At 69.6% G+C, this 25,581-nt stretch carries 20 protein-coding genes; 8 read left to right on the top strand and 12 right to left on the bottom strand.

The window, feature by feature from the left end:
* Window positions 1-220 precede the first annotated feature (220 nt).
* The gene (locus tag ABZ833_RS43360) at window positions 221-2,626 is read left to right on the top strand and encodes a carbohydrate-binding protein (RefSeq protein ID WP_361059071.1); all 2,406 of its coding nucleotides are present in this window, start codon (window positions 221-223) and stop codon (window positions 2,624-2,626) included.
* 5 nt (window positions 2,627-2,631) lie between these two features.
* Window positions 2,632-4,395, top strand: a complete 1,764-nt coding sequence (locus ABZ833_RS43355) for a ThuA domain-containing protein (RefSeq protein ID WP_361059033.1) — start codon at window positions 2,632-2,634, stop codon at window positions 4,393-4,395.
* A 107-nt stretch (window positions 4,396-4,502) separates the two neighbouring features.
* On the opposite strand, the gene ABZ833_RS43350 is transcribed toward ABZ833_RS43355, so the two are convergent.
* From ABZ833_RS43350 to ABZ833_RS43335, 4 genes are all read right to left on the bottom strand, one after another.
* Window positions 4,503-5,795, bottom strand: coding sequence for a bifunctional GNAT family N-acetyltransferase/ATP-binding protein (locus tag ABZ833_RS43350; protein ID WP_361059031.1), 1,293 nt, complete (start codon window positions 5,793-5,795; stop codon window positions 4,503-4,505).
* A 181-nt stretch (window positions 5,796-5,976) separates the two neighbouring features.
* Complete coding sequence (locus ABZ833_RS43345; protein ID WP_361059029.1) at window positions 5,977-7,344, bottom strand: M20/M25/M40 family metallo-hydrolase; 1,368 nt, start codon at window positions 7,342-7,344, stop codon at window positions 5,977-5,979.
* Window positions 7,341-8,720, bottom strand: a complete 1,380-nt coding sequence (locus ABZ833_RS43340) for a cytosine permease (RefSeq protein WP_361059027.1) — start codon at window positions 8,718-8,720, stop codon at window positions 7,341-7,343. Before ABZ833_RS43340 ends, ABZ833_RS43345 begins: the two co-directional genes overlap by 4 nt.
* Window positions 8,720-9,673, bottom strand: coding sequence for a DUF1177 domain-containing protein (locus ABZ833_RS43335; RefSeq protein WP_361059026.1), 954 nt, complete (start codon window positions 9,671-9,673; stop codon window positions 8,720-8,722). Before ABZ833_RS43335 ends, ABZ833_RS43340 begins: the two co-directional genes overlap by 1 nt.
* Window positions 9,674-9,924: 251 nt before the next feature.
* Here ABZ833_RS43335 and ABZ833_RS43330 point away from each other — a divergent pair, with 251 nt between their 5' ends.
* Both ABZ833_RS43330 and pepE read left to right on the top strand, forming a co-directional pair.
* Complete coding sequence (locus ABZ833_RS43330) at window positions 9,925-10,749, top strand: IclR family transcriptional regulator (RefSeq protein WP_361059024.1); 825 nt, start codon at window positions 9,925-9,927, stop codon at window positions 10,747-10,749.
* Window positions 10,750-10,846: 97 nt separating this feature from the next.
* On the top strand, window positions 10,847-11,590 hold the full coding sequence (gene pepE / locus ABZ833_RS43325) for a dipeptidase PepE (protein ID WP_361059022.1): 744 nt from the start codon (window positions 10,847-10,849) through the stop codon (window positions 11,588-11,590).
* A gap of 12 nt (window positions 11,591-11,602) precedes the next feature.
* Here the strand turns inward: pepE and ABZ833_RS43320 are convergent, their stop codons facing one another.
* The 3 genes from ABZ833_RS43320 to ABZ833_RS43310 all read right to left on the bottom strand — a co-directional run bounded on the left by ABZ833_RS43320 (window position 11,603) and on the right by ABZ833_RS43310 (window position 14,552).
* Complete coding sequence (locus ABZ833_RS43320) at window positions 11,603-12,496, bottom strand: NAD-dependent protein deacetylase (RefSeq protein WP_361059020.1); 894 nt, start codon at window positions 12,494-12,496, stop codon at window positions 11,603-11,605.
* A 74-nt stretch (window positions 12,497-12,570) separates the two neighbouring features.
* A complete protein-coding gene (locus ABZ833_RS43315; RefSeq protein ID WP_361059018.1) occupies window positions 12,571-13,608 on the bottom strand; it encodes an MASE1 domain-containing protein in 1,038 nt (345 codons plus the stop codon).
* A 119-nt stretch (window positions 13,609-13,727) separates the two neighbouring features.
* Entirely contained in the window at window positions 13,728-14,552 is an 825-nt protein-coding gene (locus ABZ833_RS43310) for a PP2C family protein-serine/threonine phosphatase (RefSeq protein ID WP_361059016.1), read from the bottom strand.
* Window positions 14,553-14,727: 175 nt separating this feature from the next.
* Here ABZ833_RS43310 and ABZ833_RS43305 point away from each other — a divergent pair, with 175 nt between their 5' ends.
* Both ABZ833_RS43305 and ABZ833_RS43300 read left to right on the top strand, forming a co-directional pair.
* Window positions 14,728-15,321, top strand: coding sequence for a hypothetical protein (locus ABZ833_RS43305; RefSeq protein ID WP_361059015.1), 594 nt, complete (start codon window positions 14,728-14,730; stop codon window positions 15,319-15,321).
* Window positions 15,322-15,463: 142 nt separating this feature from the next.
* On the top strand, window positions 15,464-16,279 hold the full coding sequence (locus ABZ833_RS43300) for an SAM-dependent methyltransferase (protein ID WP_361059013.1): 816 nt from the start codon (window positions 15,464-15,466) through the stop codon (window positions 16,277-16,279).
* Between the two features lie 21 nt (window positions 16,280-16,300).
* On the opposite strand, the gene ABZ833_RS43295 is transcribed toward ABZ833_RS43300, so the two are convergent.
* The 3 genes from ABZ833_RS43295 to ABZ833_RS43285 form a co-directional block, all read right to left on the bottom strand.
* A complete protein-coding gene (locus ABZ833_RS43295; RefSeq protein WP_361059011.1) occupies window positions 16,301-16,792 on the bottom strand; it encodes an amino acid transporter in 492 nt (163 codons plus the stop codon).
* A gap of 13 nt (window positions 16,793-16,805) precedes the next feature.
* Entirely contained in the window at window positions 16,806-18,044 is a 1,239-nt protein-coding gene (locus ABZ833_RS43290) for an MFS transporter (protein ID WP_361059009.1), read from the bottom strand.
* Window positions 18,045-18,194: 150 nt separating this feature from the next.
* Window positions 18,195-19,670, bottom strand: coding sequence for an FG-GAP and VCBS repeat-containing protein (locus tag ABZ833_RS43285; RefSeq protein WP_361059007.1), 1,476 nt, complete (start codon window positions 19,668-19,670; stop codon window positions 18,195-18,197).
* Window positions 19,671-19,901: 231 nt separating this feature from the next.
* Here ABZ833_RS43285 and ABZ833_RS43280 point away from each other — a divergent pair, with 231 nt between their 5' ends.
* Complete coding sequence (locus ABZ833_RS43280) at window positions 19,902-20,411, top strand: MarR family transcriptional regulator (protein ID WP_361059005.1); 510 nt, start codon at window positions 19,902-19,904, stop codon at window positions 20,409-20,411.
* A gap of 207 nt (window positions 20,412-20,618) precedes the next feature.
* Window positions 20,619-22,997, top strand: coding sequence for an MFS transporter (locus ABZ833_RS43275; RefSeq protein WP_361059003.1), 2,379 nt, complete (start codon window positions 20,619-20,621; stop codon window positions 22,995-22,997).
* Between the two features lie 726 nt (window positions 22,998-23,723).
* Here ABZ833_RS43275 and ABZ833_RS43270 read toward each other — a convergent pair.
* Window positions 23,724-24,599, bottom strand: a complete 876-nt coding sequence (locus tag ABZ833_RS43270; RefSeq protein WP_361059001.1) for an SGNH/GDSL hydrolase family protein — start codon at window positions 24,597-24,599, stop codon at window positions 23,724-23,726.
* Between the two features lie 29 nt (window positions 24,600-24,628).
* Complete coding sequence (locus tag ABZ833_RS43265) at window positions 24,629-25,540, bottom strand: acyl-ACP desaturase (RefSeq protein WP_361058999.1); 912 nt, start codon at window positions 25,538-25,540, stop codon at window positions 24,629-24,631.
* Window positions 25,541-25,581: the final 41 nt, after the last annotated feature.

Here is a 25,581-nt window from a genome sequence, read left to right as displayed (position 1 = left end):
ACTTCTGCGTAATTTCCTGTGCCGAACGCGCAATTCATGCATGCATCGGCCCGTCAGTCCGTACTGAAGTCCGTACTTCATTACGCGCTCACCAGCTTTCGATCACCGCAGCAAGCGCGGCCGGCGCGCGCCCTGCCTGACACACCCCCAAGCGTCAGGAGGATGCCCCATGTCCCCACGCCCTCGTCCAGGGCTCACGTTGCTCGCCGCGCTCGCACTCATGCTCTCCGGGCTCACCGCCACCGCTGCCGCCCCCGCGGGCGCGGACGTCCGGGACATCCCGCCCGCGGACTACCAACAGGTCCAACTGGCCACAGGCGCAGCCGAGTTGGGTGAGGCGATGTCCCTCACCGTGCTGCCCGACCGTTCGGTGCTGCACACCGCCCGCGACGGCACGGTCAGATACACCGACCCCGCAGGGAACACCACCCAGGCCGGAAAGCTGGACGTCTACACCCACGACGAGGAGGGGCTGCAAGGCATATCCGCCGCCCCGGACTTCGCCTCCAGCCGCCAGGTGTACGTCTACTACTCCCCCAAGCTCGACACCCCGTCCGGTGACGCGCCCACCACCGGGACCGCCGCCGACTTCGAGCGGTGGAAGGGCCATCTGAACCTCTCCCGGTTCACGCTCAAGGCCGACCACACCCTCGACATGGCCAGCGAGAAGGTCGTGCTCGAAGTGGCCAACGACCGCGGCCAGTGCTGCCATGTGGGCGGCGACATCGACTTCGACTCCGCCGGGAACCTGTATCTCAGCACGGGCGACGACACCAACCCGTTCGACTCCTCCGGCTACGCGCCCATCGACGAACGGACGGACCGCAACCCGCAGTTCGACGCCCAGCGCTCCTCCGGAAACACCGACGACCTGCGCGGCAAAGTGCTGCGCATCAAGCCGACCGCGGCCGGCGGCTACACCGTCCCCTCCGGCAATCTCTTCGCCCCCGGCACCGCGAACACCCGGCCCGAGATCTACGCGATGGGCTTCCGCAACCCGTTCCGGATGAGCGTCGACAAGAAGACCGGCGTCGTCTACCTCGGCGACTACGGCCCCGATGCCGGCGGCGGCGACGCGAACCGGGGACCCGGCGGTCAGGTGGAGTTCGACCGCATCACCGCCCCGGGCAACTTCGGCTGGCCGTACTGCACCGGCACGAACACCGGAGCCGAGACGTACAACGCGTACACCTTCCCCAGCGGTCCATCCGGCGCCAAGTACGACTGCGCGGGCGGTCCTGCCAACGATTCGTTCCGCAACACCGGACTGTCCAAGCTCCCTCCGGCGCAGGCCAGTTGGATCAAGTACGGCTGGGACGGGTCGCCGCCGGAGCTGGGCACCGGTTCCGAGTCCCCCATGGGCGGCGAGGTCTACCGCTATGACCCCGATCTGGAATCGTCGGTGAAGTTCCCGCAGTCCCTCGACGGCCGCTTCTTCGCCACCGAGTACGGCCGCAAATGGATCAAGTCGATCGAGGTGAGGTCCGACGGATCCCGGGGCACCATCGAGGACTTCCCGTGGACCGGCACCCAGGTCATGGACAGCGACTTCGGCCCGGACGGCGCCCTGTACGTCCTCGACTACGGCACCGGGAGCAACAACCAGGCCCTGTACCGCATCGAGTACCTCGGCGGGACCAACCGCAGCCCGATCGCCAAGGCCGCCGCCGACAAGACCTCCGGCGCCGTGCCGTTGACCGTGCAGTTCTCCTCCGCGGGCAGCTCCGATCCCGAGGGTCAATCCCTCGGCTATTCCTGGGACTTCGGCGACGGAACCACCTCGACCCAGGCCAGCCCTTCACACACGTACACCACGAAGGGGACCTACCGGCCGACGCTCACCGTCAAGGATCCCGAGGGCCTGACCGGCAGCGCAAGCCTTGTGGTGACCGCGGGCAACACCGCACCCACCATCTCCCTCCGACAACCCCCTGACGGCAAGCTGTTCTCCTTCGGCGACACCGTTCCCTTCGAGGTCTCGGTGAGCGATCCGGAGGACGGCGCGATCGACTGCGCGAAGGTCAAGGTCACCTATCTCCTCGGGCACGACAGCCACTCGCACGCCATCACGTCCAAGAACGGCTGCAGCGGCAGCATCACGGTGCCGGCCGACGGCGAGCACGACAGCGCGGCCAATCTGTACGGGGTCCTCGACGCCGAGTACACCGACAAGGCCGGCCTGACCACGCACAGCCTGCGAGCCTTGCAGCCGCGCCACCGGCAGGCCGAGCACTTCACCGCCCAGTCGGGCATCCAGATCGCCGGGCACGGCGCCGCGGAAGGCGCCAACACCGTCGGCTTCACCGACGACGGCGACTGGATCTCCTTCAAGCCCTACGCACTCGCCGACGCGAAGTCGTTCACGGCCCGCATCGCCTCGGGCGGCGCCGGGGGCACGATCGAGATCCGCGCCGGTTCACCGACCGGCACCCAGCTCGGCTCGGTGGCCGTGCCCGTGACGGGTGGCTGGGAGAACTACCAGGACGTCACGGCGAACCTGTCCGGAGCACCGTCGGGGACCACGGACCTCGTGCTGGTCTTCAAGGGGCCGAGCGGTCAGGGCAACCTCTTCGACGTCGACGCGTTCACCCTCGCCACCGCCGCGCAGAAGGGGCGTCAACCATGAGCAGCATGAGCAGAGCGCTGAGGCGGCTGCGCCGCGCACCCGCCGTTCTCGCCCTCGCACTGGCCGCCGTCCTCACGGTGCCGATCACGGCAACCGGGTCCGCGAAGGCCGCGTCCTATGACGTCCTGGTCTTCTCCAAGACGGCGGGCTTCCGCCACGACTCGATCCCGGCCGGCATCGAGGCCCTGCGCGGCCTCGGCCAGGAACAGGGCTTCACCGTCACGGCCACCGAGGACGCCACGGTCTTCAGCCCGGACAAGCTCTCCGGGTACGAGGCCGTGGTCTTCCTCAGCACCACGGGCGATGTCCTCGACAGCGCCCAGCAGGATGCCCTGCAGTCGTACGTCGACTCCGGCGGAGGCTATGTCGGGGTGCACGCGGCGGCCGACACCGAGTACGACTGGCCGTACTACGGGCAGCTCGTCGGGGCCTGGTTCAAGAGCCATCCCGCCATTCAGCAGGCCACCGTGGTCAACGAGGACCGCACCCACCCGGCGACCTCGCACCTCGGGGCCACCTGGTCCCGCACCGACGAGTGGTACAACTACCGCACCAACCCCCGCTCCGACGTGCACGTCCTGCAGAGCCTGGACGAATCGTCCTACAGCGGCGGGGAGATGGCGGGCGACCACCCCATCACCTGGTGCCACGCGCAGGGACAGGGCCGTTCCTTCTACACGGGCCTCGGTCACACCGCCGAGTCGTACGCCGACCCCGACTTCCGCACCCTGCTGCTCGGCGCGGTCCGCTACGCGGCTGGGCAGGCGCCCGGCGGCTGCGCGCCGGATGCGGGAGGCGGCACGGCGGAGGGATCGCAGAACGTCCACCTCTTCTACTACCCGTGGTACGGAAACCCTGCCGTGAACGGGAGTTGGCGCCACTGGCCCCAGGGCGGCCACACCCCGCCCGACGGCGTCGGCGCCGACTACTACCCGGCACTCGGCCCGTACGACTCCGGGGACATGGAGGGTGCCGTCGCCCAGCACATGAAGTGGGTGAAGGAATCCGGCGCCGGGGTCATCGTCTACAGCTGGTGGGGCCGTGACGGTTACGAGGACCGGCTCGCCAAGGGCGTCCTGGACGCGGCGGCCAGGGAAGGCATCAAGGTGGCCTGGCACCTGGAGCCGTACGCGGGGCGTACCGCGGCCTCCACGGTGTCCGACATCCAGTACATCAACGACACCTACGGCGGCCATCCCGCCTTCTACCGTTCCGCCGAGCACGGCGACAGACCGGCGTTCTATGTCTTCGAGAGCCTGCGCATCACCGACTGGGCCGCGCTCGACGAGGTGACGGACAGCAGCATCGTGCTCGCCCAGACGACCGACACCACGAAGATCGCCCGCTTCTCGGGGATGTACACGTACGACGGGATCGCGGGCGCCACCGCCCCCGGCTGGAAACAGGCCGGCGACTACGCCCGTGCCCACGACTTGATCTGGGCCCCTTCGGTCGCTCCCGGCTACATCGACGACCGGGCGGTCCCGGGCAACACGACTCCCACGCTCGACCGCGCGGACGGAGCGGCGTACGACAAGCAGTGGGACAACGCCCTGGACCCGGCCATCGGCGGCTCGCCCGCCTGGGTGTCGGTGACGTCCTTCAACGAGTGGCACGAGGGGAGTTCCATCGAGCCCGCCGACAGTTCACCGCCGGCCGGTCACGGCTACCTGACCTTCGAAGGAGCGTACGGAAAGACGGGTGAGGCGGCGGAGAGCGCCTACCTGGAGCGGACGGCGTACTGGGTGGACCGCTTCGCACGCCGGTAGTCGGTGGACACGACGACCGGCTCGGGCAGCCACTGCCCCACATAGGCCTCCCGCCGCATTCGCGACGAACTCAGTTGGTTACTGACCGGATGCGGCGTGCGGCCCCGTCAGAAGCGGGCGTGTGTGGTGATGTCCGACTCGAACTGGTTGATCATCTGAGGCGTCACCGTAGGACGGCACTGGCCGATGGCCTCCAGGTAGTCCGCCGTGCTCGCGCCCGGCATCGGCTCCTGGGCGGCCGTCTGCCCGCCGGCCGAGACCAGATCGCGCTCGAAGGAGTTCTGGGCGGCGATCCGGGCGGCGTGCTCGATGTCGGCGGGCGTGAACAGGTCGCTCGCCGCGACCAGTTCGTCGACGTTCACCTCCGGCCGGCCATCGGTGTAACGGGTCCAGATCGCCGCCCGGGCCGCCTTGTCCGGCGTACCGATCGGGATCAGGTAGTCGAAGCGACCGGGGCGCAGGAAGGCCGGGTCCAGGGAGCGGATCGAGTTCGTCGCACAGACCAGGAGCCGCTCGTCGCGCTCCCGGAAACCGGGGATGATCTTGAGCAGCTCGTTGGTCACCCCGTGCATCCCGCCGGGCTGTGCCGGTTCCCGGCGGACCGGGGCGATCTCCTCGACCTCGTCGATGAAGACCAGCACCCGTTCCAGTTCGGCGATCGCTGCGAACGCGGAGCGCAGCGCCGCCGCCAGATTGCCTCCGTCGGCCAGCCGGGAGGGCAGGATCTCCACGAACGGCCAGCCGAGCCGCGAGGCGATCGCGCGCGCGAAGGTCGTCTTGCCGGTACCCGGCGGGCCGAACAGGCCCACCGCCCGTGGCGGGCGCACACCGTGTCGTGCCGCACGCTCCGGCTCGGCGAGCGGAAGCACGATCCGCCGTTCGATCAGGTCCTTCTCGCGCTCCATGCCGACGACCTTGTCCCACAGGTCGCCGGGCAGCAGTCGGCCGCCGAGGTCGTCGAGAAGGCTGGCGGCGGGCCCGTGCACCGGCTCGACCTTCTCGAAGTAGGCCACAGCAGGCCGGCGGGTGTAGCCCGCGTTGAGGAGTCCGTCGCCGAACAACTCCTCCTCCGGCAGGACATAAGCGATCCGGCCGACCCGCGCGGCGACCAGGCGGCGCTCGAGCTCGACCAGGAGCGCGCTGGCCAGGCCACGCCCGCGCCAGGCCGGGGCAATCGCGATCCGCATCACCCAGGCCCGCTCTCCCGCCACACAGGCGAGCGCCGTTCCGATGGGTACGCCCTGGTGGACGGCTACGACGCCCGGCTGCCGGGACGTCAGGGCACTGATGCACTCCGCCACGGAGAAGACGGATTCCTGGCCGAGCTCGGCCGTGGTGTCCATCAGGTGGACCACCGCGGCGAGATCGCTCTCGCGGTAGTCATGGATCAGCCAGTTCACAGGCCTCGCCCCTCGCTCGTTCTCGTTGTCGCGCCGCTGCGGCGAGGCTAGAGGCGCGGGAGATCACGGGTCGTGCGCCGCATTGCACAAGGAGCGAGGGGAACTGCTACGAACCGTCACTGGGCATACGGCGCCGAGCGTGCCCGGCGCCGGCGTGGCGGCGGGGCCGGGCGCGGGAGGGTCAGCAGCTCTGCCAGAGGCGGGTCATCACCCGCACCCCGAACCGCAGCCCTTCGAGCGGCACCCGCTCGTCGACCCCGTGGAAAAGACGGCCGTAGTCCAAGTCGTGCGGGAGCTTCAGGCCCTTGAAGCCGAAGCACCGGATGTCCAGCTTGGTGAAGGCCTTCGCGTCGGTTCCACCCGGGTTGCAGTACGGCACCGGGTGTCCGTCCGGGTCCTCGGCGCGCACCGCCGCGCACATGGCGTCGACGAGCGGGCCGTCGAAGGAGGTTTCCATGGCGATGTCGTGATTGACCCACCGGCGGGAGACGGAGGGCAGCAGCAACGCGTCGATGGTGTCGATGAGTTCCTGCTCGTGACCGGGAAGGAAGCGGCCGTCCACGCGGGCCGTCGCCTTCCCGGGGATGACGTTCGTCTGGTAGCCGCCAGAGAACATGGTGGGGTTCGCCGAGTTGCGGAGCACCACCTGCATGAAGTCGGCGACATGACCGAGCTTGGCCAGTTCCTTGTCGACGGCCTCCTGGTCCAGGGTGTCGAGAGCCTCGAAGTCGATCTCCACACCCAGGAGTTCGGCTGCCTTGGCGAGCAGGGCGTGTACCGGCTCGATCAGCCGCACCGGGTGGGTGTGCCGGCCGATGCGGGTCAGTGACTCGGCGAGGTCGGTGACCGCGTTCTCGTCGTTGGGCGAGGATCCGTGCCCGGCACGGCCGTTCGCCGTGAGCTCCATCCAGGCCATGCCGCGCTGGGCGTTCTCGATCGGGTAGAGGCGCCGTGTGTCGTCGAGGGCGTAGCTGAAGCCGCCGCCCTCGCCGATCGCCTCGGTGACGCCCGCGAACAGCTCGGGCCGGTGCTCGACCAGCCAGTGCGCGCCGAACTTGCCGCCCGCCTCCTCGTCGGCGAGGAAGGCGAGCACGATCTCGCGGGCCGGCGGGGTTCCGGTGCGCGCGAAGTGCCGCGCGGTGGCCAGCATCACGGCCACCGTGTCCTTCATGTCGATCGCGCCGCGGCCCCACAGGTACCCGTCGTGGATTTCGCCGGAGAAGGGCGGCACCTGCCATTCGGTCGCATCGGCCGGTACGACGTCGAGGTGGCCGTGGACGAGGAGGGCGCCCCTGGTGGGATCCGTGCCGGGGATACGGGCGATGACGTTGGCCCGTCCCGGTGCGCTCTCGACGAGCGTCGATTCGATGCCCGCATCGGAAAGGCGCGCCACGACCCAGTCGGCGCAGGCCCGTTCGTCGCTGGTGGGGTTGGAGGTGTCGAAGCGGATCAGCTCCGCGCAGAGATCGATGACCTCTGTCTGCGCCTCCTCGGAGGCTGGGATGGTGCTCATGGCCGCGTCGGGAACAGGGGTGCCGGGGGTGCTCATGCCGCTCCTACGGTCTCGGACGTGCGGGCGGCGGGGGCGGGTGTGGCCTCGTCGTCCAGGGTCGTGGTGCCGTACGTCCTGATCCAGCCGAGCAGCCCGAGCACGGAGTAGAGGATGAACGCGGTGGCCAGCGAGTTCAGGGCGGGGATGCCGCCGTCGTAGAACTTGCCGACGCAGAAGGCCAGTGCCCAGATCACCAGTGACATCGGCACCCAGGTCGGCGAGGTGGTGGGCAGGGTCTGGGCCTCACGGGTGTCGTCGAGGGGCTTGCACATCCGCCGCACCACCCAGTACTCCGCGACGATGATGCCACCGATGGGCGGGATGGCCACGCCGAGCACCGACAGGAACTCGGTGAAGTGGGTCATGATGCCGACCGCCGACAGCAGCGTGCCGGCCAGGCCGAGCATGATGGTGACGACGCCGCGGTGCAGGCGCTTGCCGAAGACGACCTGGAAGAAGTTGACGACGCCGAGGGAAGAGCCGTACAGATTCCAGTCGTTGATCTTCGCCGTCGACATGAGGACGACCAGGACACCGAAGGCACCGGAGGTGGAGAGCACGATGTGCGAGACTTCGCTGCTCTTGACCATGTGGCCGAGCAGCACGCCTGTCATGCCGACGATGTACTCGGAGAGGATCATCGACGAGGCGCTCTGCAGAAAGACGTGCGAGCCCTTCTTGTTGTAGCGGGTCATCTCGGGGGCGACGATCGCACCGGTCATGAAGCCGCCCGCGATGGCCGTGGCGGCGACGGCGAGCGGGATGGTCTCACCGGGCGGGGGCGAGCTGACGAGGTCGGCGACGGAGTGGTCCATGAGGGCGTTGGTCACCGACCAGGCGACCATGGCGAAGAACAGCGGTGTCACGATCTTGGCGAAGATCGCCATGTACTTGAAGCCGAAGATGACCAGGGCGGTGATGGCCACACCGGCGACCACGCACCACAGCCACGAGGGTCCGCCCACCAAGGCCGACACGCTGTTCCCGAAGATCGAGTTCTGCACGCCGAACCAGCCGACGAGGCTGACCGCGATCACGAAGCTGACCAGTGCGGAACCGTTGCGCCCGAAGCCCACCCAGCGGGTCAGGAGCGGAGTGGCAAGGCCCTCGCGCATCCCCGCGAGGCCGATCGCGAAGATCACGACCTCGAGCACGACCGCACCGAGCGTGAAGGCGAGGAACGCGTCCCCGAAGGTCATGCCGACGCCGATGGTGGCGCCCAGCGTGAACTGGGAGATCGAGCCGGACTGGGCGAGCCACTGGAGCAGCATCGTCCAGAAGCCGAGGCGCTTGTCGCGCGGGACGCGGGACAGCGCGTAGTCGTCGCTGCCGATCTGCTTGCCGCCCGTTTCGGCGGCGGAGGGGGCTGCCATCACGACTCCCTGGATGCGTGGCCGAAGGTCTGCAGGTGCGCCAGCGAGCCGTAACGGTTGACGAGGTTGTCGAACTCCGCCACATCGTGGAAGTCGAGTCGGCCGCCGCCGAAGGCCTTCGCGGTCTCGACGGCGAACCGGGCGGCGGCCGCGATATCGGTCTCGTGACTCGCGCCCGTCTGGCAGCCGGGAACCGCCGCGGCCGAGGTGACCGCGAGGCCCACCACCGGGGCGGAGGTCGCGGTGGCCGGCTGCAGGATCGAATTGATGTGGTGTACACCGTTACCGTAGGGCGTGATGTCCTGGTTCGTCACGGGATATGTGACCAACGGCTCACCGGTCACCACGGCGAGCAGCTCGCCGAGCTGCTCGCTGACCCGCAGCACCCAGCCCTCCTTGACGGTGGGCGAGAGGGCCAGGCCCTTGTGGTTGATGATCCGGTTGCCCTTGGTGGTGTCGATGGAGAGCACGGCCTCCATCTCGTCCATCACCTCGTGCCGGTTCATGGTGGCGATGTCGACCGGCGAGTCCATGAACGGGACCGGGTCGTGCGGCGCGGTGGGGGCGTCGGGGCAGATGTGGGTGGCGATCACGACGTCGCCCTCCAGCACATCGCCGCGGCGACGCATGTCGAGCAGCTTGGCCGCGGCCGACAGGGCGGCCACGGCACCGTCCGCGTCGGAGACCAGGCCCGCGATCTCCGGTCGTGCGCCCACGCCGCCGAGCCTGCCGACGACGCCGAGCGTGCGGGCCGGGCCGCCTGCCGCGCGGCCCGAGCGCCCCGGGATCCGGACGCGCACGAAGTCCGTGGAGCCGCGCTCGCCGGTGACGGTGGCGACCTCGGCGCCCGATCCCCCTGGACCCGCGGCCGAGTCGAGGTACGCGACGGCACGCTTGCCGTCGGCGTCCGGATCATCCAGCAGATCCATGATGTCCAGGACGTACTTCAACATGGGCGACCTCTCCTGATCGTGCACGCCGGGCGGGTGGCCCCGCACCGGTACGGAGACCAGAGTCGGGATGCGTTAGCGTTGTGGGCAATGGTTTCCCGTTATCTGCAATAAGGGTCTGCATGGTGAGATGCCGGGGCCGAGGCCGACCCCGCACACACCCGCACCCGCACAGCGGCTCGTACGCCCGCCGGGGCCCGCACGCCCCTCCCCCACCGCAACCACCGCAACCACCGACCCAGGAGCGACTGCCGATGCCCCAGGACATCCCGCTCGACCGGAAGACCCCGGCCGGCGCCCTGCAGACCGTCGACCGCGCCCTGCTCGTGCTGCTCGCCTTCGAGCGGACCCGGCCGGACTGGGGCGTGACCGAGGTCGCCGCCGAGTTCGGCTGGGACACCTCCGTCGCCCAGCGGCTGCTCTCCACCCTCGCCGGGCGCGGCTTCCTGGTCTCCGACCCGGTCACCCGCCGCTACCGGATCGGCCCCGCCGTACTGCGCCTCGGCCGCCTCTGGGAACGCTCCGGGTCCCTGGAACTCCTCGCCGGACCCGTCCTGGACGAGCTGCGCGCCACCACCGGCGACACCGTCCTGTTCTGCCTGCCCGACAGCTTCCACATGCGCTGCGTCGCCGCCGTCGAGGGCGAGGAGGGGCCGCTGCGCTACTACCCGCTGGTCGGCGAGCTGTATCCGGCGCACGCCGGTGCCACCAGCAAGTCGTACTACGCCTTCCTGCCCGACGAGCAGCGCAACCGGCTCTTCCGCGGGCGCCCCATGGCCCGCTTCACCGACCGCACGGTCACCGACCCGGACGACCTGGAGCGCGAGTTCCTGCAGATCCGCGCGCAGGGGTATGCGTGGACCGTCGGCGAGTACGACGCCGGGATCGGCACCGTCGCCGTACCGGTCTTCCTCGGCCGCGAACCGTACGGAAGCCTCAGCCTCGGCGCAGCCAAGGAGCGCTTCCCCGAAGGCCCCGACAGCCGCCTCGATGCCCTCCGCAGAGCCGCCCAGCTCCTGGAGAAGCGCCTCACCCACCCACCGCAACGCACCCGGCGCCCGCGCGGCGACACCGCCTGAGCGAGAGGCCGCACGACGGCCGCCCGCCACCGTCGCCACCCACGTCACGCGAGCAGCCCACCACCCCAATGCCCAAATATCCTGCAAGGAGCCTGAGTTGACCCGGACGAACCTGCTGCTGCTCTCCAACTCCACCCAGCACGGCCGCGGCTACCTCGCCCACGTCCTCGACACCGTCACCGGATTCCTCCCCGAGCGCGCCCGCCTCGCCTTCGTCCCTTACGCCCTCGCCGACCACGACGCCTACACGGCCAAGGTCCGCGACGCGCTCGCCCCGTGCGGCATCGACGTCCGCGGCGTGCACGAGGACGGCGACCCGCTGTCCGCACTCGCACAGGCCGACGCGGTCTTCGTCGGCGGCGGCAACTCCTTCCGCCTGCTGAGCGCGCTCTACCGGACCGGACTGCGCGACGCCCTGAGCACCGCCGTACGTGCCGGGCTGCCCTACATGGGCGCCAGCGCCGGCACGAACATGGCCGCTCCCACCCTGCGCACCACCAACGACATGCCCATCGTGCAGCCCCCTTCCTTCGCGTGCCTTGGCCTCGTCCCCTTCCAGATCAACCCGCACTACCTCGACCCGGACCCGGCCTCCACTCACAAGGGGGAGACCCGCGAGGAGCGCCTCACCGAATTCCTCGAGGAGAACGACGTCCCCGTGCTCGGCCTGCGGGAGGGGTCCTGGCTGCGCGTGCGGGAAGACCGCGCCACGCTCGGCGGCGAGAACCCGGCCCGCCTCTTCACCCGCAGCACACGCCCACGTGAACTCCCCACCGGCGCCGACGTGTCCGAACTCCTCACAGCCCAGGCCCACTTCGACACCGCGGCCACCCACGCCTGAACCCTCTCGACCTCAGGGACACACCCGGGCCACCAGGGCGGGCAGCGCCTCTCCGAGGGGCAGGGCGACGCGCTGGGTGGCCCAACGGTCACCTCGGGTCGGGCCCTGATTGACGATCAGGACCGGCGTGCCGGACTGTGCCGCCTGGCGCACGAAGCGCAGCCCGGACATGACGGTGAGGGAGGAGCCGAGCACGAGCAGAACGGCAGCTTCCTCGACGAGGTCCCGGCATGCCGCAACGCGCTCGGGGGGCACGTTCTCTCCGAAGAACACGACATCGGGCTTGAGAACCCCGTCGCCACAGGCCGAACACGCCACCACCCGGAACTGACGGACCGCCTCGTCGGGCAGTTCCACGTCACCGTCCGGATTGACCCGCGCCGCTCGGTGCCGCTCGGCGTCAGCCTCGAACCGCGGATTGGCCTCACGCAGTCGGCGGTCGAGGTCTGAACGGGAGCTGCTCTGCCCACAGGCCAGGCACACGACCCGGCTCAGGCTCCCATGGAGTTCGATGACGTCCCGGGCCCCGGCGGACTGCTGCAGCCCGTCGACGTTCTGTGTGATCACCCCGGTGAGCAGGCCTGCTTCGAGCAAGGCGGTCACAGCACGATGACCGGCATTCGGGCGGGCCCGCGTCATGGCCCTCCACCCCAGCTGGCTGCGGGCCCAGTACCGCTGCCGGGCCTGCTCCGCGCCGACGAACTCCTGGTACGTCATGGGGGTGTGCCGACGCAGGGAGCCGTTCTCCCCGCGGTAGTCCGGGATTCCTGACTCGGTGGACAGCCCGGCCCCGCTCAGCACCGCGACCCCTCCCCCGCGCACCGCCTCGACGACACGCGCGAGGTCGGTCACGGCCGGGAGCAGGCCGCCAGTGGGCTCCCAGGTCAGGGTGGGACGCATCCGCATACCTGCCAGCGTACGTGGCGGGCGCCCGCGTACCCCGGCCATGCCGTCAGCCGATGTCTCAGGAGCGGACCCGGCTACTTTCCTTGGTCGCGGTGGGCCCCCGACGCCGTGTCGGCCGTGCGGAGGCCGGTGGCGTCCCCGGCGGACAGTTCGGGCGGGGATTCCCCCGCGGCGAGGTGCTCCAGCACCTCGGCGAGTTCCCGGCAGGCGCTCTGCACCGATCGTCGGGTGGCGCGTTGTTCGGCGACCATGGCGGACAGCAGGAGCGCCGTCAGCGCGGTGGCACCGTTGAACGCCTGGAGTTTGGTCATGACCTCGATGGCCGACAGGTGGAGGAAGGCGCCGTGCTGCGTATTCGCCTCGAACGTGGTGAGCACGGAAGCGAACAGCGCGCACAGCATGCTCCCGGCCAGCTGGAAGCGCAGCGCCGCCCAGATGAGCAGCGGAAAGACGAGGAAAAGCAGGCTCAATTCGCCGAGCACGGCCACGGGCACGACGATCACGGACACGAGGCCGAGGCACAGCATTTCCTTCCAGCGCCTCAGTTTCAGTGGTCCGGCGGCTCCCGCAAGGACGAGCAGGAGCGGTGTGATGAGCAGGACGCCCATCGCATCGCCCACCCACCAGGCCAGCCACACGGACCAGAACTCCCCTGTCGCCAGTCCGCCGGTCACCACCTGCGGCCCGACCCCCGCCGTGGCGCTGATCAGCATGGCGCCGAGCCCTCCGAGGAAGACCAGGGCGAGGCCGTCCCGCACACGCGAGATCCCGAGCCGGAAACCGACCGCTCGCAGCATCAGATAGGCGCAGAGCGGGGCGATGGTGTTGCCCGCGACGGTGATGAATGTGGCGGGCTGCGGAGTGGCGAGCGACGCGATGACGAGGAACGACCCGATGGCGATCCCGGGCCAGACCGACACGCCGAAGACAAGGAGTGCGGCAACGGCGAGGCCCGTGGGCGGCCAAATGGGGGTGACGATCACTCCTTCGACGGTGAGCCGACCGAGCAGGCCCAGCCGCCCGGCCACGTAGTAGCAGGCGGCAACAGTCAGTGTCTTGAGGACTACCTCCATGGACAGCCGGAACCGCCGGGTCACCAACACAGCAGCCATCAGACACCGGGCGGACCATTTCGGCCATGCGAACGCCCGCGTCAGTGTCCGGGGCGTCCGCATTCATCAGGGGTCGCTCATCCCCCTCACCTGTCTCCTCCGGGGTGCGGTGGGCACGTCTACGGGGCGCCGCCGTCGTGGCCGACGATGAGGACGGCGGCGTCATCCTCATGCCCCACCGTGTCCGCCAGCCGCATGACACCGCCTGCGAGAGTGTTGATGCCCAGTCCGGCAGCGGCCGTGACCTCGGCGAGCCGCGTCACCCGGCGCAGGCCTTCATCGAGGCTCAGTGTCGGCCCCTCCACCACACCGTCGGTCAGCAGTACGACGACACCACCCGTGGTGAGCCGGTGGCACACCACGGGGTACTCGGCGCCTTCGAGTACGCCGAGCGGGGGGCCGCACTCTCCTTCGTCGACACCGGAGCGGCCGTCCGCCGTGGCCCAGATGTGGGGGATGTGGCCGGCCCGAGCGCACTCCAGGACGCCGGTGGCCGGATCGAGCCGGAGGAAAGTACACGTGGCGAAGAGGTCAGCGCCCAGGGAAACCAGGAGATCGTTGGTACGCGCGAGCAGTTCCCCCGGGTCGCTCGTGACCGAGGCCAGCGCACGCAGCCCCACACGGACCTGCCCCATGAACGCGGCGGCCTTGATGTTGTGCCCCTGCACGTCTCCGATGGACAGGCCGATACGGCCGTCGGCCATGGTGAAGGCGTCGTACCAGTCTCCCCCGACGTTGAGTCCGTGGTTGGCGGGCATGTAGCCCACGGCCAGCCGAATGCCCGGGGGCTGCGGAAGGTCGTGGGGCAGCATGCCGCGCTGCAGGGCCACTGCCAGCTCGACCCGGGAGCGCTGCATCTCCGCGAGCTCCCGGGCCCGGGCAGTCAGCGCCCCGAGCCTGGCAAGCAGCTCGTCGCCGTCGTCGGCCGCCTGCGTACGGAACATTGTTCGCCCCGGTTCCGCGAGAGCACCTCGCGTCAGTTCAGCTGTCTTCCACCACGTGCACCATTGGCATAACCGTCGCGCTCAACTCTGCCCGGAGATGACGGGCATCGCACCCTGTCACCCTCCGTGGCGGCTGGTCCCGAACGCGCGGAGGAGGTGCCTGGAACCAGGGAAAATGCAGCACATGGATGACGCGTTCACACTCATTCGGCAGGCCGTCGACCTCTTGCCCGAAGGTGCCGCGGCACCGAACGGCGTGACGGTCGGGGATGTCCGTGAGGACATCGCACGCCAGGAGTGGGAGATGGCGCTCGGCCTTCTCGTCGAGATCGGTGATCTCTGCCCCGTGCCCGTTGAGTTCTGGGAGTTTCTGGCCGAGGCCGCTCGGCAGATGATGCTCGACCGCAGCCACCGGTGGTGCCAGTGGCGAGCGTGGGAGGTCCGGCACGGCACGGTGCGGGCAACGCTGAGCCTGCTGGGATCTGAGGAGGGTGGACGCCGGAGCGCCTTTTCCGGGGACGGCCGGCTCAGGCCGTTGTGGGACATCAGGGGCGGCACCGCTGACGGAGACCCAGGCCTGAGGATCGCAAGGCTCTGGGTGGAGTTCGCGGCAGAGCTCGGTCCGGGAGGGACTGCCGATGTCCGGCTTGCACCCCTGGCCCCGGAACAGTGGAGACATCTGAGGTGCGGAGACGTGATCACGATGCACGAAGCTCGACCTGCTGTCGGCACGGCCGTGATCGTCGAGGTCCTGCCGCCCCGCACCTGAGTCCGCCACTCGACCTCAGCCTCGGGAACGCCGAATACCCGGACGCCGTGATCTACGTGCATCACAATGGCACCACGTTCCGTTGCCGCCGCGGCGCTGCTCACCCTGAACACCTCGCGGGTGAGCGGGAGAAGGGGAAGACGTGAGTGAGAGACAGCACCATCCGTCGGACGTGTCGGGCAGGCTGAACACCGGAGTCGCGCACAACGCACGCGTGTGGAACTATTGGATCGGCGGCAAGGACAACTACGAGGTCGACCAGCAAGTCGGTGACCAGGTCGCCACGATGTTCCCGGTGATCCGGGACGTGGCCCGCGCCGACCGCCAGTTCCTCAGCCGCTCGGTCCGCTTCCTGACCGCCGACTGCGGAGTGCGACAGTTCCTGGACATCGGCACCGGACTGCCGACCCTGGACAACACCCACGAGATCGCCCAACGGATCGCCCCCGAGTCCCGGATCGTCTACGTCGACAACGACCCCATCGTGCTGGTCCACGCCCGCAGTCTGCTGACCGGTACTCCGCAGGGAGCAACCGCCTACATCGACGCCGATGTCCACCACCCGGACGGCGTCGTGGAGGGCGCGTCGGCTGCCCTCGACCTCGACCGGCCCGTCGCGGTCATGATGCTGGGCATCCTCAACTTCGTTCTCGACACGGACGAGGCACGGCACATCGTGCGCCGCATCATGGATTCCGTCCCCTCAGGCAGCTATCTCGCCCTGACACACCCCACCACCGACACCGATCTCGGTGGCGAGGGCAACGTCGAGGCCATGAAGTTCTGGAACGAGAACGCCACCCCGCCGATCACCGCACGCAGCCGCGCAGAGATCAGCTCCTTCTTCGACGGCCTGAACCTCGTCACCCCCGGCCTTGTGTCGTGCTCGCAATGGCGCGCTGAGCCCAACTCCGCTTCCGTACTGCCGCAGTTCGGCGCGGTTGCGTTGAAACCCTGACCAGACCTCGTCGAGGCCGCGTCAAAAGTGCGTGGCGATCCCGAATACGCGGCGCAGCTGCGCCATGTCGTGCCGGTCGCGCTCTGATGGTTCGTATCCCTGGTGGAAGTAGACCTGCTGCTCGGCGGACAAGCAGGGGACGGACGTCCCCTGGACGTCGCCCGTCACGAAGCATGCGGAGGGATAGACGAAAGGGCTCTGCGGATCGGGTGACGCCTGCACTGCTGAGCCGTCGTCGGAGAAGACCAGCGGGTGAAGGTCGATCTCTCGCCCGTCCGGAGCCGTCATGACGAATCGGATGGGCCTGAAGTCCAGGCTCTCGACGAAGCCTTCCCCCGAGAGCGCCGCCAACACAGCGGCTTCCTGGTCCTGCCGGTGTATCAGGTCCAGGTCCCGGTGATCCCGGGTCTGCTCGCCGAGCAGAGCGTCGATCCCCCATCCCCCACCGATCCAGACATCGGCTTTCGCTCGCCGCAACAGGGCCAGGACGAGCAACACATCATCGGCTGTCATCACCCGATGCAGGTTAGAGGCGACTGCCTCCGGCCGCTGTGCTCGATCCCGCGACTTCAGCTTCCTGTCGAGAACGGGTTCGCGTGCCCCAGCGTTCAATCGATGGGCCAACGGCGCCCAGGGCGGCGAAGAACGCGCCGAGGAGCAGCCAGCCGGCCGTGCCGAGGCCAAGGACGACGGTGGTGAGGATGGCAGGGGCGAGTGCCTGGCCTGCGCTGAAGCCGAGCCCGAGAAGCCCTTGGTACTGGCCTTGGGCATGGTCTGGTGCCAGGCCGAAGCCAAGGGCGAAGCCGGCCGAGGACTCCCATATCTCTCCGAGGCTGTGGACGAAGATCGCCGCGACCACGAGGCCGGCGGCCGCCCACACGGGAGTGTGCGCGCTCAGGGCCATCATCGGACAGCTGAGGAGGAAGAGGAGCCCTGCCGTGCGGAACGCTCTGCCGCCGTCGCGAGGGGTTTCGATGCGGGATCCGATTCTGGTCTGCAAGAGGACGCAGACTCCCGCATTGATCGCGGATACCGCGGCCACGGTCCAGCGCGGTGCGTCCGTGTGCGACGAGATCCAGATCGGCAGGAGCAGGGACACGACCGGGTACTGCAGCCCCATCGCGCCGTAGAGGGCGGTGAAGGCCACGAACGGCCGGTCGGTGAGAGCGATCCAGCGGCGCTGCTGCGGCGGTGACGCCAAGGCTCTGTAGTTGGGGAGCAGGAACAGGAGCAGGGCGCACAGGGCGAAGCTGGCCGCGTTGCCGAGGATCAGCACGCCGTACGCGGTACGCGTATTCGCTGTCACCGCAAAGCCGGCGCCCACCGTTCCCAGGACGACGCCCAAGTTGACGTAAGTACGGAGCTTCGCCCTGAACAGCGCCGGCCGGTCGGTGCCGACCCGGACCACGAGGGCTCCCCAGGCCGCGCCGGCCGCGGCTGCGGCAAGCTGGTCGACGGTGGCGATGATGGTGAGCGCAGCCCAGCTCTCGACCCACACGAGAGCGGACATCGCCGCTGCCTGAACCGCCAGGGCGAGCATCATGATCGTGCGCGGCCCACGTCGATCGGCCAGGTGACCTCCCGGTATCCCCGCGAGCAGGCCGATCAGTCCGGCAACAGTGAGGGCAGCACCCACCTGCACCGCCGGTAGATCCACGACCAGCGTGAAGTAGAGCGCCGCCGCCGTGTTGAAGAGCCCGTTGCCGACTCGGTTCACGAAGCTGGCCAGGATCAGCACACGCTCTGACCTGTTGGCCCCCGCCATGTGAGCTATTCGACCGCGCGATCTCCCCTTGATCATGGGCGCAGGTTAACAGCGGTGCCACAGGCCGTCAGTGGTGCGAGGCCGGCTGCCCCGGGCGCCGACCACCGCAACACTGAGGACCCGATCGTGACCGTGATCGTGCTGCGTGCGCTAGGGGATCAGCGTGCCGGGGCCGTTGTCGCCGCTCAGGTTCGCGCCGTACAGCGCCTTCGTTGCCGGTGCCCCGATGTCCTTCGGGTTCTGCGCGACCGACTTCGAGGCCGTCAGGCCGGAGGCCGCGCCGCGCAGCAGCCACACCGCGCCGCCGTTCACGACGGTGTCCAGGTTCTCGCCGGGCGCACCGGCGGCGAGGTCCGCCTTGCCGTCGCCCGTCACGTCGAGCAGACGTGCCGACCCGCCGAACACGTCTCCGGACTCCGCGACACCCGGCACGTCCGCCGTGTCCTGGTGGAACGCCTGCGCGCCCTTGCCGGTGAGCCCGCCCTTGGCGCCCTTGAGCAGCACCACGGCGCCGGCTTTCGCCTTCGAGCCGATCGCCTCGCCGGGGACGCCGACGGCCAGGTCGGGGTATCCGTCGCCGTTCGCGTCGCCCGCGCTCAGCCGCCCACCGAACTGGTCACCCTTCTCGCTCGCCCCGGGCACGCCCGCCGTGCTCTGCGTGATCGTCTGCGTACGGGTCTGGCTGGGGCCGGAGGGCGAACCGTAGTAGATCTTGACGGTGCCGGGGTCGTCCTCGGTGCCCTCGGTGTCGCCGTTCGGGAAGATGCGGGTGGCGAGATCGGCGTAGCCGTCCTGGTCGAAGTCGGCCACGGCCGTGCTGGACGAGGAGTTCAGGCGCTGCGGGACGGTGGACAGGCCGTCCTTGGTGCCGAGCCACAGCTTGCCGCCCTCGGCGTGGTTCTCGTAGACGTAGAAGGTCGCGAGATCCTCGATGCCGTCGCCGTTGAAGTCGCCCGCGGCGGTCGAGTTGATGGTGTTGTCGGTGCTGTACACCTGCACCTGCTGCGCGCGGGCGGGGACGCCGTCACGGCTGAAGGGGCCGTAGAGCACGTCGTGGTAGTCGTAGTCCTCGCCGTTGCGCATGAACAGGTCCGTGTGCCCGTCGCTGTCGAAGTCGCCCGCGGTGATGTCGTCGCCGACCTGGGCATTGGCCGGTGCGTCGATGCGGACCGCGCCCTCGCCGGAGATGCCGGTCTTCCGGCCCCACAGGACGATCACCGATCCGTTGACGTTGTTCTCCGCTCGGTGATCGCGGGCGACCACCGCCAGGTCGGTCAGGCCGTCGCCGTCCAGGTCACGGGAGATCATCGCGTAGCCGAAGACCTGGTTGTCGCCGGAGACGCCGGGTACATCGGGGGTGTCCTGGGTGATGACTGTCGTGCGCGCGGAGTCGATGCCGTTGGCCGATCCGTAGCTGATCGTGATGTAGCCGGCCCAGGCGTGGCCGCCGACCTTCGCGCCGGGGGCGGAGACGGCGACGTCCTGGTAACCGTCGCCGTCGAAGTCCTCGCGCACGGTGGCGGCGCCGTCCTCCGCGGACGCGGTGCCCGCGACGATCGGCACGCTGAACGACCCGATGAGGGCGGCGGCCACGGCGGTCGATATGGCGGGTCTGCGGATGCCCACGGTTCCTCCTTAGAGCGCGAGCGATGTCGAGACGCGTGCGCGCAGATGTGATTCATCTGCGAGACACGCGGAAACGGTTGATGGTTGTGCGCTGAACGACACTTGAACGGATGCAGGCCGGCTGTTGACCTGGCGCATACGCCGCCGATGCCCCGTCACTTGCACGTGGCCGGGCGGGGGCCGGTCGCCCCGCCGCTAGGATGAGGGCCGTTTGCCCGCAGGGAGTTGAAAATGCCGAGCCGCCGCTCGGAGGGGACCGCCTCCGACACGCCGTGGAACCAGACGTTCAGCCACTCGATGTGGCGGGCGAACAACTCCGTGCATCGCGCCCTCAACGAGCGGCTGCGCTCCCTCGACGTCACGATGACGCAGCTCGGCATCGTGATGACCCTCGACCAGCACGGGCCGCTGTCCGGGGCGGATCTGGCCCGGGGGCAGAACATCACGCCGCAGAGCGTGACGACGGCGCTGGCGCACTTGCAGCAGATCGGGTGGATCGAGCGGCACCCGCACCCCGTGCACAAACGTGTGGTGCTGGTCGAGCCGACCGAGGCGGGGCTGCTGGGTATGGCCAAGGGGCGACAGCTCGTCGAAGCGGTCGTGGAACGGCTCTGCGAAGTGGTCGGCGGGCCCGAGGAGCTGGAACGTCTCACGCTCGGCATGCGCCGCATCGCCGTGGCCCTCGACGGCCCCGACTCTCCCGTGGCCCGCATGTGGCCGGACCCGCCCAAGGCCGGCTGAGAGCCAAGCCCTTCGCAACCGGACCGGCCAAGGCCGCTTTTGCGATCACCGGCGGGCGTCGACGCCCGCCGAACCCGGCGCATGATCCGTGCGGCCACACCCTCCGTACCGAGAGAGAACTCTCCGCCCTCCGGTCTCAGTCATTTGGGACTTTGACAGGCAACTGATAACTTGACCGGCGCGTTCGATCAGGAGGGCCGTCTCACCATGTCCGCGATATCCACCCCCCACCACCGCGCCGTCGCGCGCCCGGCGCTGACCACCGTGCTGGCGTGTCTCGGGATGTTCGCCGCCTACGTGCCCATCGGCAGCGTCTCGGTGTCCCTGTCGCGTATCCAGCAAGGGCTCGGCGCCTCCACGTCCGACCTGCAGTGGGTCTCCGACGCGTTCATCCTGCCGATGGCCGCGCTGATCCTCACCTTCGGCCTGATCGGCGACCTGTACGGCCGCAAGAAGGCCTACCTCGCGGGCATGCTCCTGTTCGCCGCCGGTTCCGTGACGTCCCTGACCGCGCACAGCGTCGAGCAGGTCTGGGCCGGCCAGGCCATCGCCGGCGCGGGTGCCGCGGCTCTCGCCTCCTCCACCCTTGCCCTGATCAGCCACGCCTACCCGGACTTCCGGGCCCGCGCCAAGGCCATCGCCGCCTGGGCCGCGTCCCTGAGCATCGGCATGGCCCTGGGCCCGCTGATCAGCGGCGTCATCCTGGAGCACGCCACCTGGCGCTGGATCTTCCTGCCGGCCGCCGTCATCACCGTCGTCACCGGCCTGGTGGCCGTGCGGATGCTGGAGGACTCCCGCTCCGCGCACGGCCGCGCCATCGACGTACCCGGCCAGATCGCCGCGATCGTCTTCATCATCGGCCTGATCTACGGCGTGATCGAGGGCGGCGGGGTTCACGGCTGGGGCCAGACCAAGGTGGTCGTCGCGTTCGCGGTCGCCGCGCTCGGCCTGATCGCCTTCATCGTCGCCGAACTGCGCTCCCCCTCGCCGATGCTCTCCCTGAAGCTGTTCGCAGTGCGTCCCTTCACCGGAGCCGGTGTCGTCAACGCCATCGTCATGTTCGGGATGATCGGCTCCGTCTTCACCCTCAGCCTCTTCTTCGGCAGCGTCCAGCAGCTCTCCGTCCTCGACATCGCCTGGCGGATGCTGGTCTTCAACGGCGTCTCCATCGTGACCGGCCCGCTCGTCGGCCGTCTGATGGGCAAGGTCGCACCCGGCGTACTCCTGAGCGTCGGCCTGCTCGGCACCGGCGGCGCCATGCTGTGGCTGACCGGCCTGCAGACCGACTCCGGGTTCGGCGCGATGGCCGGCCCGCTCGCCCTGTTCGGCCTCGGCATGGGCTTCGTGATGACGCCGATCAGCGCGGTCGCCGTCGGCAGCGTCCCGCACCACCTGGCGGGCATGGCGGGCGCGGGCAACAACACCCTGCGCCAGCTCGGCGGCGCCCTCGGCCCCGCCGTCCTCGGCGCCGTTCTCACCAGCCGGCTCACCTCCGCCCTGCCCGGGCACCTCGCGGACTCCGGACTGACCGCCGCCGACCAGCAGCGGGTGGGCGAGGCCCTCGCGCAGGGCGGTGTGGGTGCCGCGGGGCACCTCGGGCTGTCCCCCGAGGCGACCGGTCCCGCACTGGGCGCGATCGGCGCGAGTTTCACCGACGCCGTCCATGTCTGCATGACCATCGGCGCGGTCGGAATGCTGGTGGCCCTGATCGCCACGGCCACCCTGATCGGCTTCCGCCGCCCCCAGCAGGCACCGGCGGCGACTGCGGCCTCCGCCCAGGAGACGCCCCAGGCCAGCGCTCCGGCAGAGGCCCAGGAAGCGCCCGCACAGGTTGGCCCCACCCTCCACGGACACATCCGCACCTCCACCGACGCCTCCCGCTCCACAGTCACCCTGATCTCCCTGACGGGACGTCAACTGGGCCGGACCGTGGCCCGCTCCGACGGAGGCTACGAGCTCGCCGCACCCGGCGCCGGTACCTACGTATTGATCGCCGCCGCCGACGGGCACCAGCCGCAGGCGGCCACCGTCACCATCGGCGACGAGCCGCTCGCGTACGACATCCTGCTCTCCGGCCCGCAGGGTCTGAGCGGGGGCGTCAGCGGCGCCGACGGGCTGCCGGTCGTCGGCGCCACGGTGATCGTGACCGATGTGCGCGGCGAGGTGCGCGGCACCGGACAGACCGGCCAGGACGGGGGGTTCGCCTTCGAGGAGCTGCCCGCCGGCGAGTTCACCGTCGCCGTGACGGCGGAGGGGCACCGGCCGACCGCCGTTCCCGCCACGGTCAGCGACGGCGGAACCGGCCGAGTGGAGATCGCTCTCATCCCGGGCGCCCGGCTCCAGGGCGCGGTGCGCTCCGCCGATCTGCGCCTGGTGCCGGACGCCCGCGTCACGCTGGTCGACGCGGCGGGCAACGTCGCCGCGACGGCCACCACCGGCACGGACGGCGCCTACGCCTTCACGGACCTGGACGCCGGTGAGTACTCCGTCATCGCCAGCGGCTACCCGCCCGTCGCCACCCCGCTCCGCGTGACGGGCCCCGGCACCGACGCCCTCGACATCGAGCTGTCGCACCCGGCGCGCTGAGCCGTTCTCGCTCCGCTGTCCGCAACCAAGATCGGGACCATCCCCGCGGGCTCTCCCGTCACCTGACGGGACGACCTCTGTTCAGGACGGGGGGGGGGATGCTCCGATCCTTGTCCTATGGACGACGGCGTGAAGTGGCTCGTGCTGAGCACGAGCGGGCTCCCGGTGCTGCTGAACGCGGGTATCGGCCCTCGCCCTGTGGAATCACCGTGCCGGGAGCGCTCACTCTGGAGGCGTGGCACTTCATTCGCGACGCGCGGGCCGCCGGGATACCGGTGCCGGAGAAGGCTCTCGCCGCACAGCCCGCGTTCAAGACGGCCTGCGACATCCACGCGCAGCGGCTGACGGGCTGCTTGCCACCCCGCCGCACCCGACGCGACGACCACGCCGACCGCGCGCCGTGGGCCGTGGGCCGCCGGACTGATCGCCGCGGGACGGGTCACGCTCAGCACCTGCCGCCTGTTGGGACAGAGCATCTAACGGCGCGCGCACTGCGAGGTCCTGGCCCGGCAGGAATCTCACGGGTAAGGGACGGGGTCTCCGCGCTCGGATTCGACGGCTCCCGGCTGATCGTCGGCGGCACCCGGCTGCGTCGGCCCTCCGGCGGCGTACGCGGGGACCACCGGCCGCTCATCGACAGGCTCGCCGGATCGTCCACTCGCTCCTGCGCCGTGCCTGGTTCACCGCGTTCCGACATCACCACCTCGAGCCGGAGGGGACGCGTCCTCAGCTCGTGCAGTCATTCAGATTCGTCCCTGCGGGCAGGGGATGACGGTCGAGATCCACCACGGCCAGACCGCGCCTGCTGCCCGGCGCGCAGTGCAGTCCCGGCACCATGACCGCAGCCCGGATCGCCTCGTCGAGGAGCACTTCCCGGGCCCCGGAACTAGGCCGGATGTCGGATGCGGCCAACAGCGCGGGCAGTAGCCGCTCCAGATGAACGGCATATCCCTGTGCGGAAGGGTGGAAGGAATCCGTGCACAGCAGCGTGTCTTCGTTCTCCACGAGCAGCTGACTGTCGTACAGGGACACAACCCGTGCCCCGGCCCGCAGCGCCTCGCGGGTCTGGAGCATGGCGAGCCTGCGGCTGCGGTGCCCGGCGAAGCGACGGGTCCATGGGCGCAGGGACGGCTGATGACGGATCTGCGGGCAGCTGGCCAGCACGACGGACCAGCCCATGTCCCGCAGCCTGACCAACTGCTGAGCCAGCTGCCCGGCCGACGTGGTCATCCGTGTGGGGACCAGCACGTCGTTGCCCCCCACGATCACCACGGCAGTGCCGGGAGCCCCGTCAAGGCGGCCGAGCCGCTCGACCTGTTGGCTCAAGTGGGTTGCGGTGGTGCCGAATCGGGCCAGCACGGCCAGGTCGACGGGTCGGTCGGCCGTGGCGGCGAGTTCGGCAGCCATCACACCGCCCACCGCGCGAGAGGGATGCCCCGCGCCGACGGAGAGCGCGAGCGAGTCACCCAGGAGCGCCAGTCTCAGAGGCTCGCCTGAGGGCGGACCGTAGCGCCCTGAGCACTGAGGGATGTCAGCGCGGTCGGGGCGGACCGGAGCGGCGAGGACTGCCTCGGAGTACAACCGGAGCAAGGGCTTCTTCACGCGCCGGACGATGCTGTTGCGCAACCTCCTCATCGCTGGGCCGCCTTCGCGAAGCGATCGGCCTGGCGTTCCGCGTCGGCCTGCAACTGCGAGACGAAGAGGGCAAGTTCGTCCCGGAGCGCTTCGGCTGACGCGTCGAGTCCGGTCAGTTCGAAGATGCGCCAGTGCCGGAGCAACGGACCAAGAATCTCGTTCCAGTGCACGCCGAGGTTGTAGATGTCGGCGCGGGCGATGGCGATGGCCTTGCGGCGGAAGCCGGGGATCTGGGCTCCGGGCATCTGAAAGGCCATGGCTTCCCGGCAGATCGCCCGCACCATGGCCGACGGATCGATGGCGAGTGCCGCGTCCACCAGGGAACGGTAGAAGACCATGTGCAGATTCTCATCAGCTGCGACCCTGGCCAAGAGGCGGTCGGCCACAGGATCGCCGGTGCGACGGCCGGTGTTGCGGTGGGCGACCCGCGTCGCGAGTTCCTGCAGGGCTACGTAGGCAATCGCTTCGTGAAGGGTGCGGTCACCACCGTCATAGCCTGACTCCATGACAGCCATGCGCTGCCGTTCCAGCTCGTCGGCGTCCACGCTGCGGGTCACCACGAGGTAGTCCCGGATCGCCATGGCGTGACGGCCTTCCTCCGCCGTCCAGCGATGCACCCAGGTGCCCCAGGCGCCTTCCCGGCCGAAGCGCGCGGCGATTTCGTGGTGGTAGCTCGGCAGGTTGTCCTCGGTGAGCAGGTTCACTTCCAGCGCGGCCCGCACCTCGGGAGAGAGCGGCGCCGTGTCCGGATTCCACGCTTCGAGCTCCGCCTCCTCGGTGTCCGCGAAATCCTGGCCACACCCCCAGGGCACATAGCGGTGCGGCATCCATTCCTTGGCCATGCTCAGATGCCGGTTGAGATTCTCCTCGACGACGGGTTCGAGCTCCACCAGCAGGTCGATCGGCATGCAGACTTCTTCCTTGAGGGAGTGAGAGAGGGAGGGAGGGG

The sequence above is a fragment of the Streptomyces sp. NPDC047525 genome (assembly GCF_040643025.1).
In the GTDB taxonomy this organism is placed as follows: domain Bacteria; phylum Actinomycetota; class Actinomycetes; order Streptomycetales; family Streptomycetaceae; genus Streptomyces; species Streptomyces durmitorensis.
Note: the sequence above shows the minus strand (reverse complement) of the source record. Positions and strands in the feature narration are given on the sequence as shown.

What these genes read in the sequence shown, in the direction of transcription:
- ABZ833_RS43360 (WP_361059071.1), top strand. Translation starts at nt 221, where the DNA reads ATGCTCTCCGGGCTCACCGCCACCGCTGCCGCCCCCGCGGGCGCGGAC.
- ABZ833_RS43355 (WP_361059033.1), top strand. Translation starts at nt 2,632, where the DNA reads ATGAGCAGAGCGCTGAGGCGGCTGCGCCGCGCACCCGCCGTTCTCGCC.
- ABZ833_RS43345 (WP_361059029.1), bottom strand. Translation starts at nt 7,344, where the DNA reads ATGAGCACCCCCGGCACCCCTGTTCCCGACGCGGCCATGAGCACCATC.
- ABZ833_RS43340 (WP_361059027.1), bottom strand. Translation starts at nt 8,720, where the DNA reads ATGGCAGCCCCCTCCGCCGCCGAAACGGGCGGCAAGCAGATCGGCAGC.
- ABZ833_RS43335 (WP_361059026.1), bottom strand. Translation starts at nt 9,673, where the DNA reads ATGTTGAAGTACGTCCTGGACATCATGGATCTGCTGGATGATCCGGAC.
- ABZ833_RS43330 (WP_361059024.1), top strand. Translation starts at nt 9,925, where the DNA reads ATGCCCCAGGACATCCCGCTCGACCGGAAGACCCCGGCCGGCGCCCTG.
- ABZ833_RS43320 (WP_361059020.1), bottom strand. Translation starts at nt 12,496, where the DNA reads ATGCGGATGCGTCCCACCCTGACCTGGGAGCCCACTGGCGGCCTGCTC.
- ABZ833_RS43315 (WP_361059018.1), bottom strand. Translation starts at nt 13,608, where the DNA reads ATGGCTGCTGTGTTGGTGACCCGGCGGTTCCGGCTGTCCATGGAGGTA.
- ABZ833_RS43310 (WP_361059016.1), bottom strand. Translation starts at nt 14,552, where the DNA reads ATGTTCCGTACGCAGGCGGCCGACGACGGCGACGAGCTGCTTGCCAGG.
- ABZ833_RS43305 (WP_361059015.1), top strand. Translation starts at nt 14,728, where the DNA reads ATGCAGCACATGGATGACGCGTTCACACTCATTCGGCAGGCCGTCGAC.
- ABZ833_RS43295 (WP_361059011.1), bottom strand. Translation starts at nt 16,792, where the DNA reads ATGACAGCCGATGATGTGTTGCTCGTCCTGGCCCTGTTGCGGCGAGCG.
- ABZ833_RS43290 (WP_361059009.1), bottom strand. Translation starts at nt 18,044, where the DNA reads ATGGCGGGGGCCAACAGGTCAGAGCGTGTGCTGATCCTGGCCAGCTTC.
- ABZ833_RS43280 (WP_361059005.1), top strand. Translation starts at nt 19,902, where the DNA reads ATGCCGAGCCGCCGCTCGGAGGGGACCGCCTCCGACACGCCGTGGAAC.
- ABZ833_RS43275 (WP_361059003.1), top strand. Translation starts at nt 20,619, where the DNA reads ATGTCCGCGATATCCACCCCCCACCACCGCGCCGTCGCGCGCCCGGCG.
- ABZ833_RS43265 (WP_361058999.1), bottom strand. Translation starts at nt 25,540, where the DNA reads ATGCCGATCGACCTGCTGGTGGAGCTCGAACCCGTCGTCGAGGAGAAT.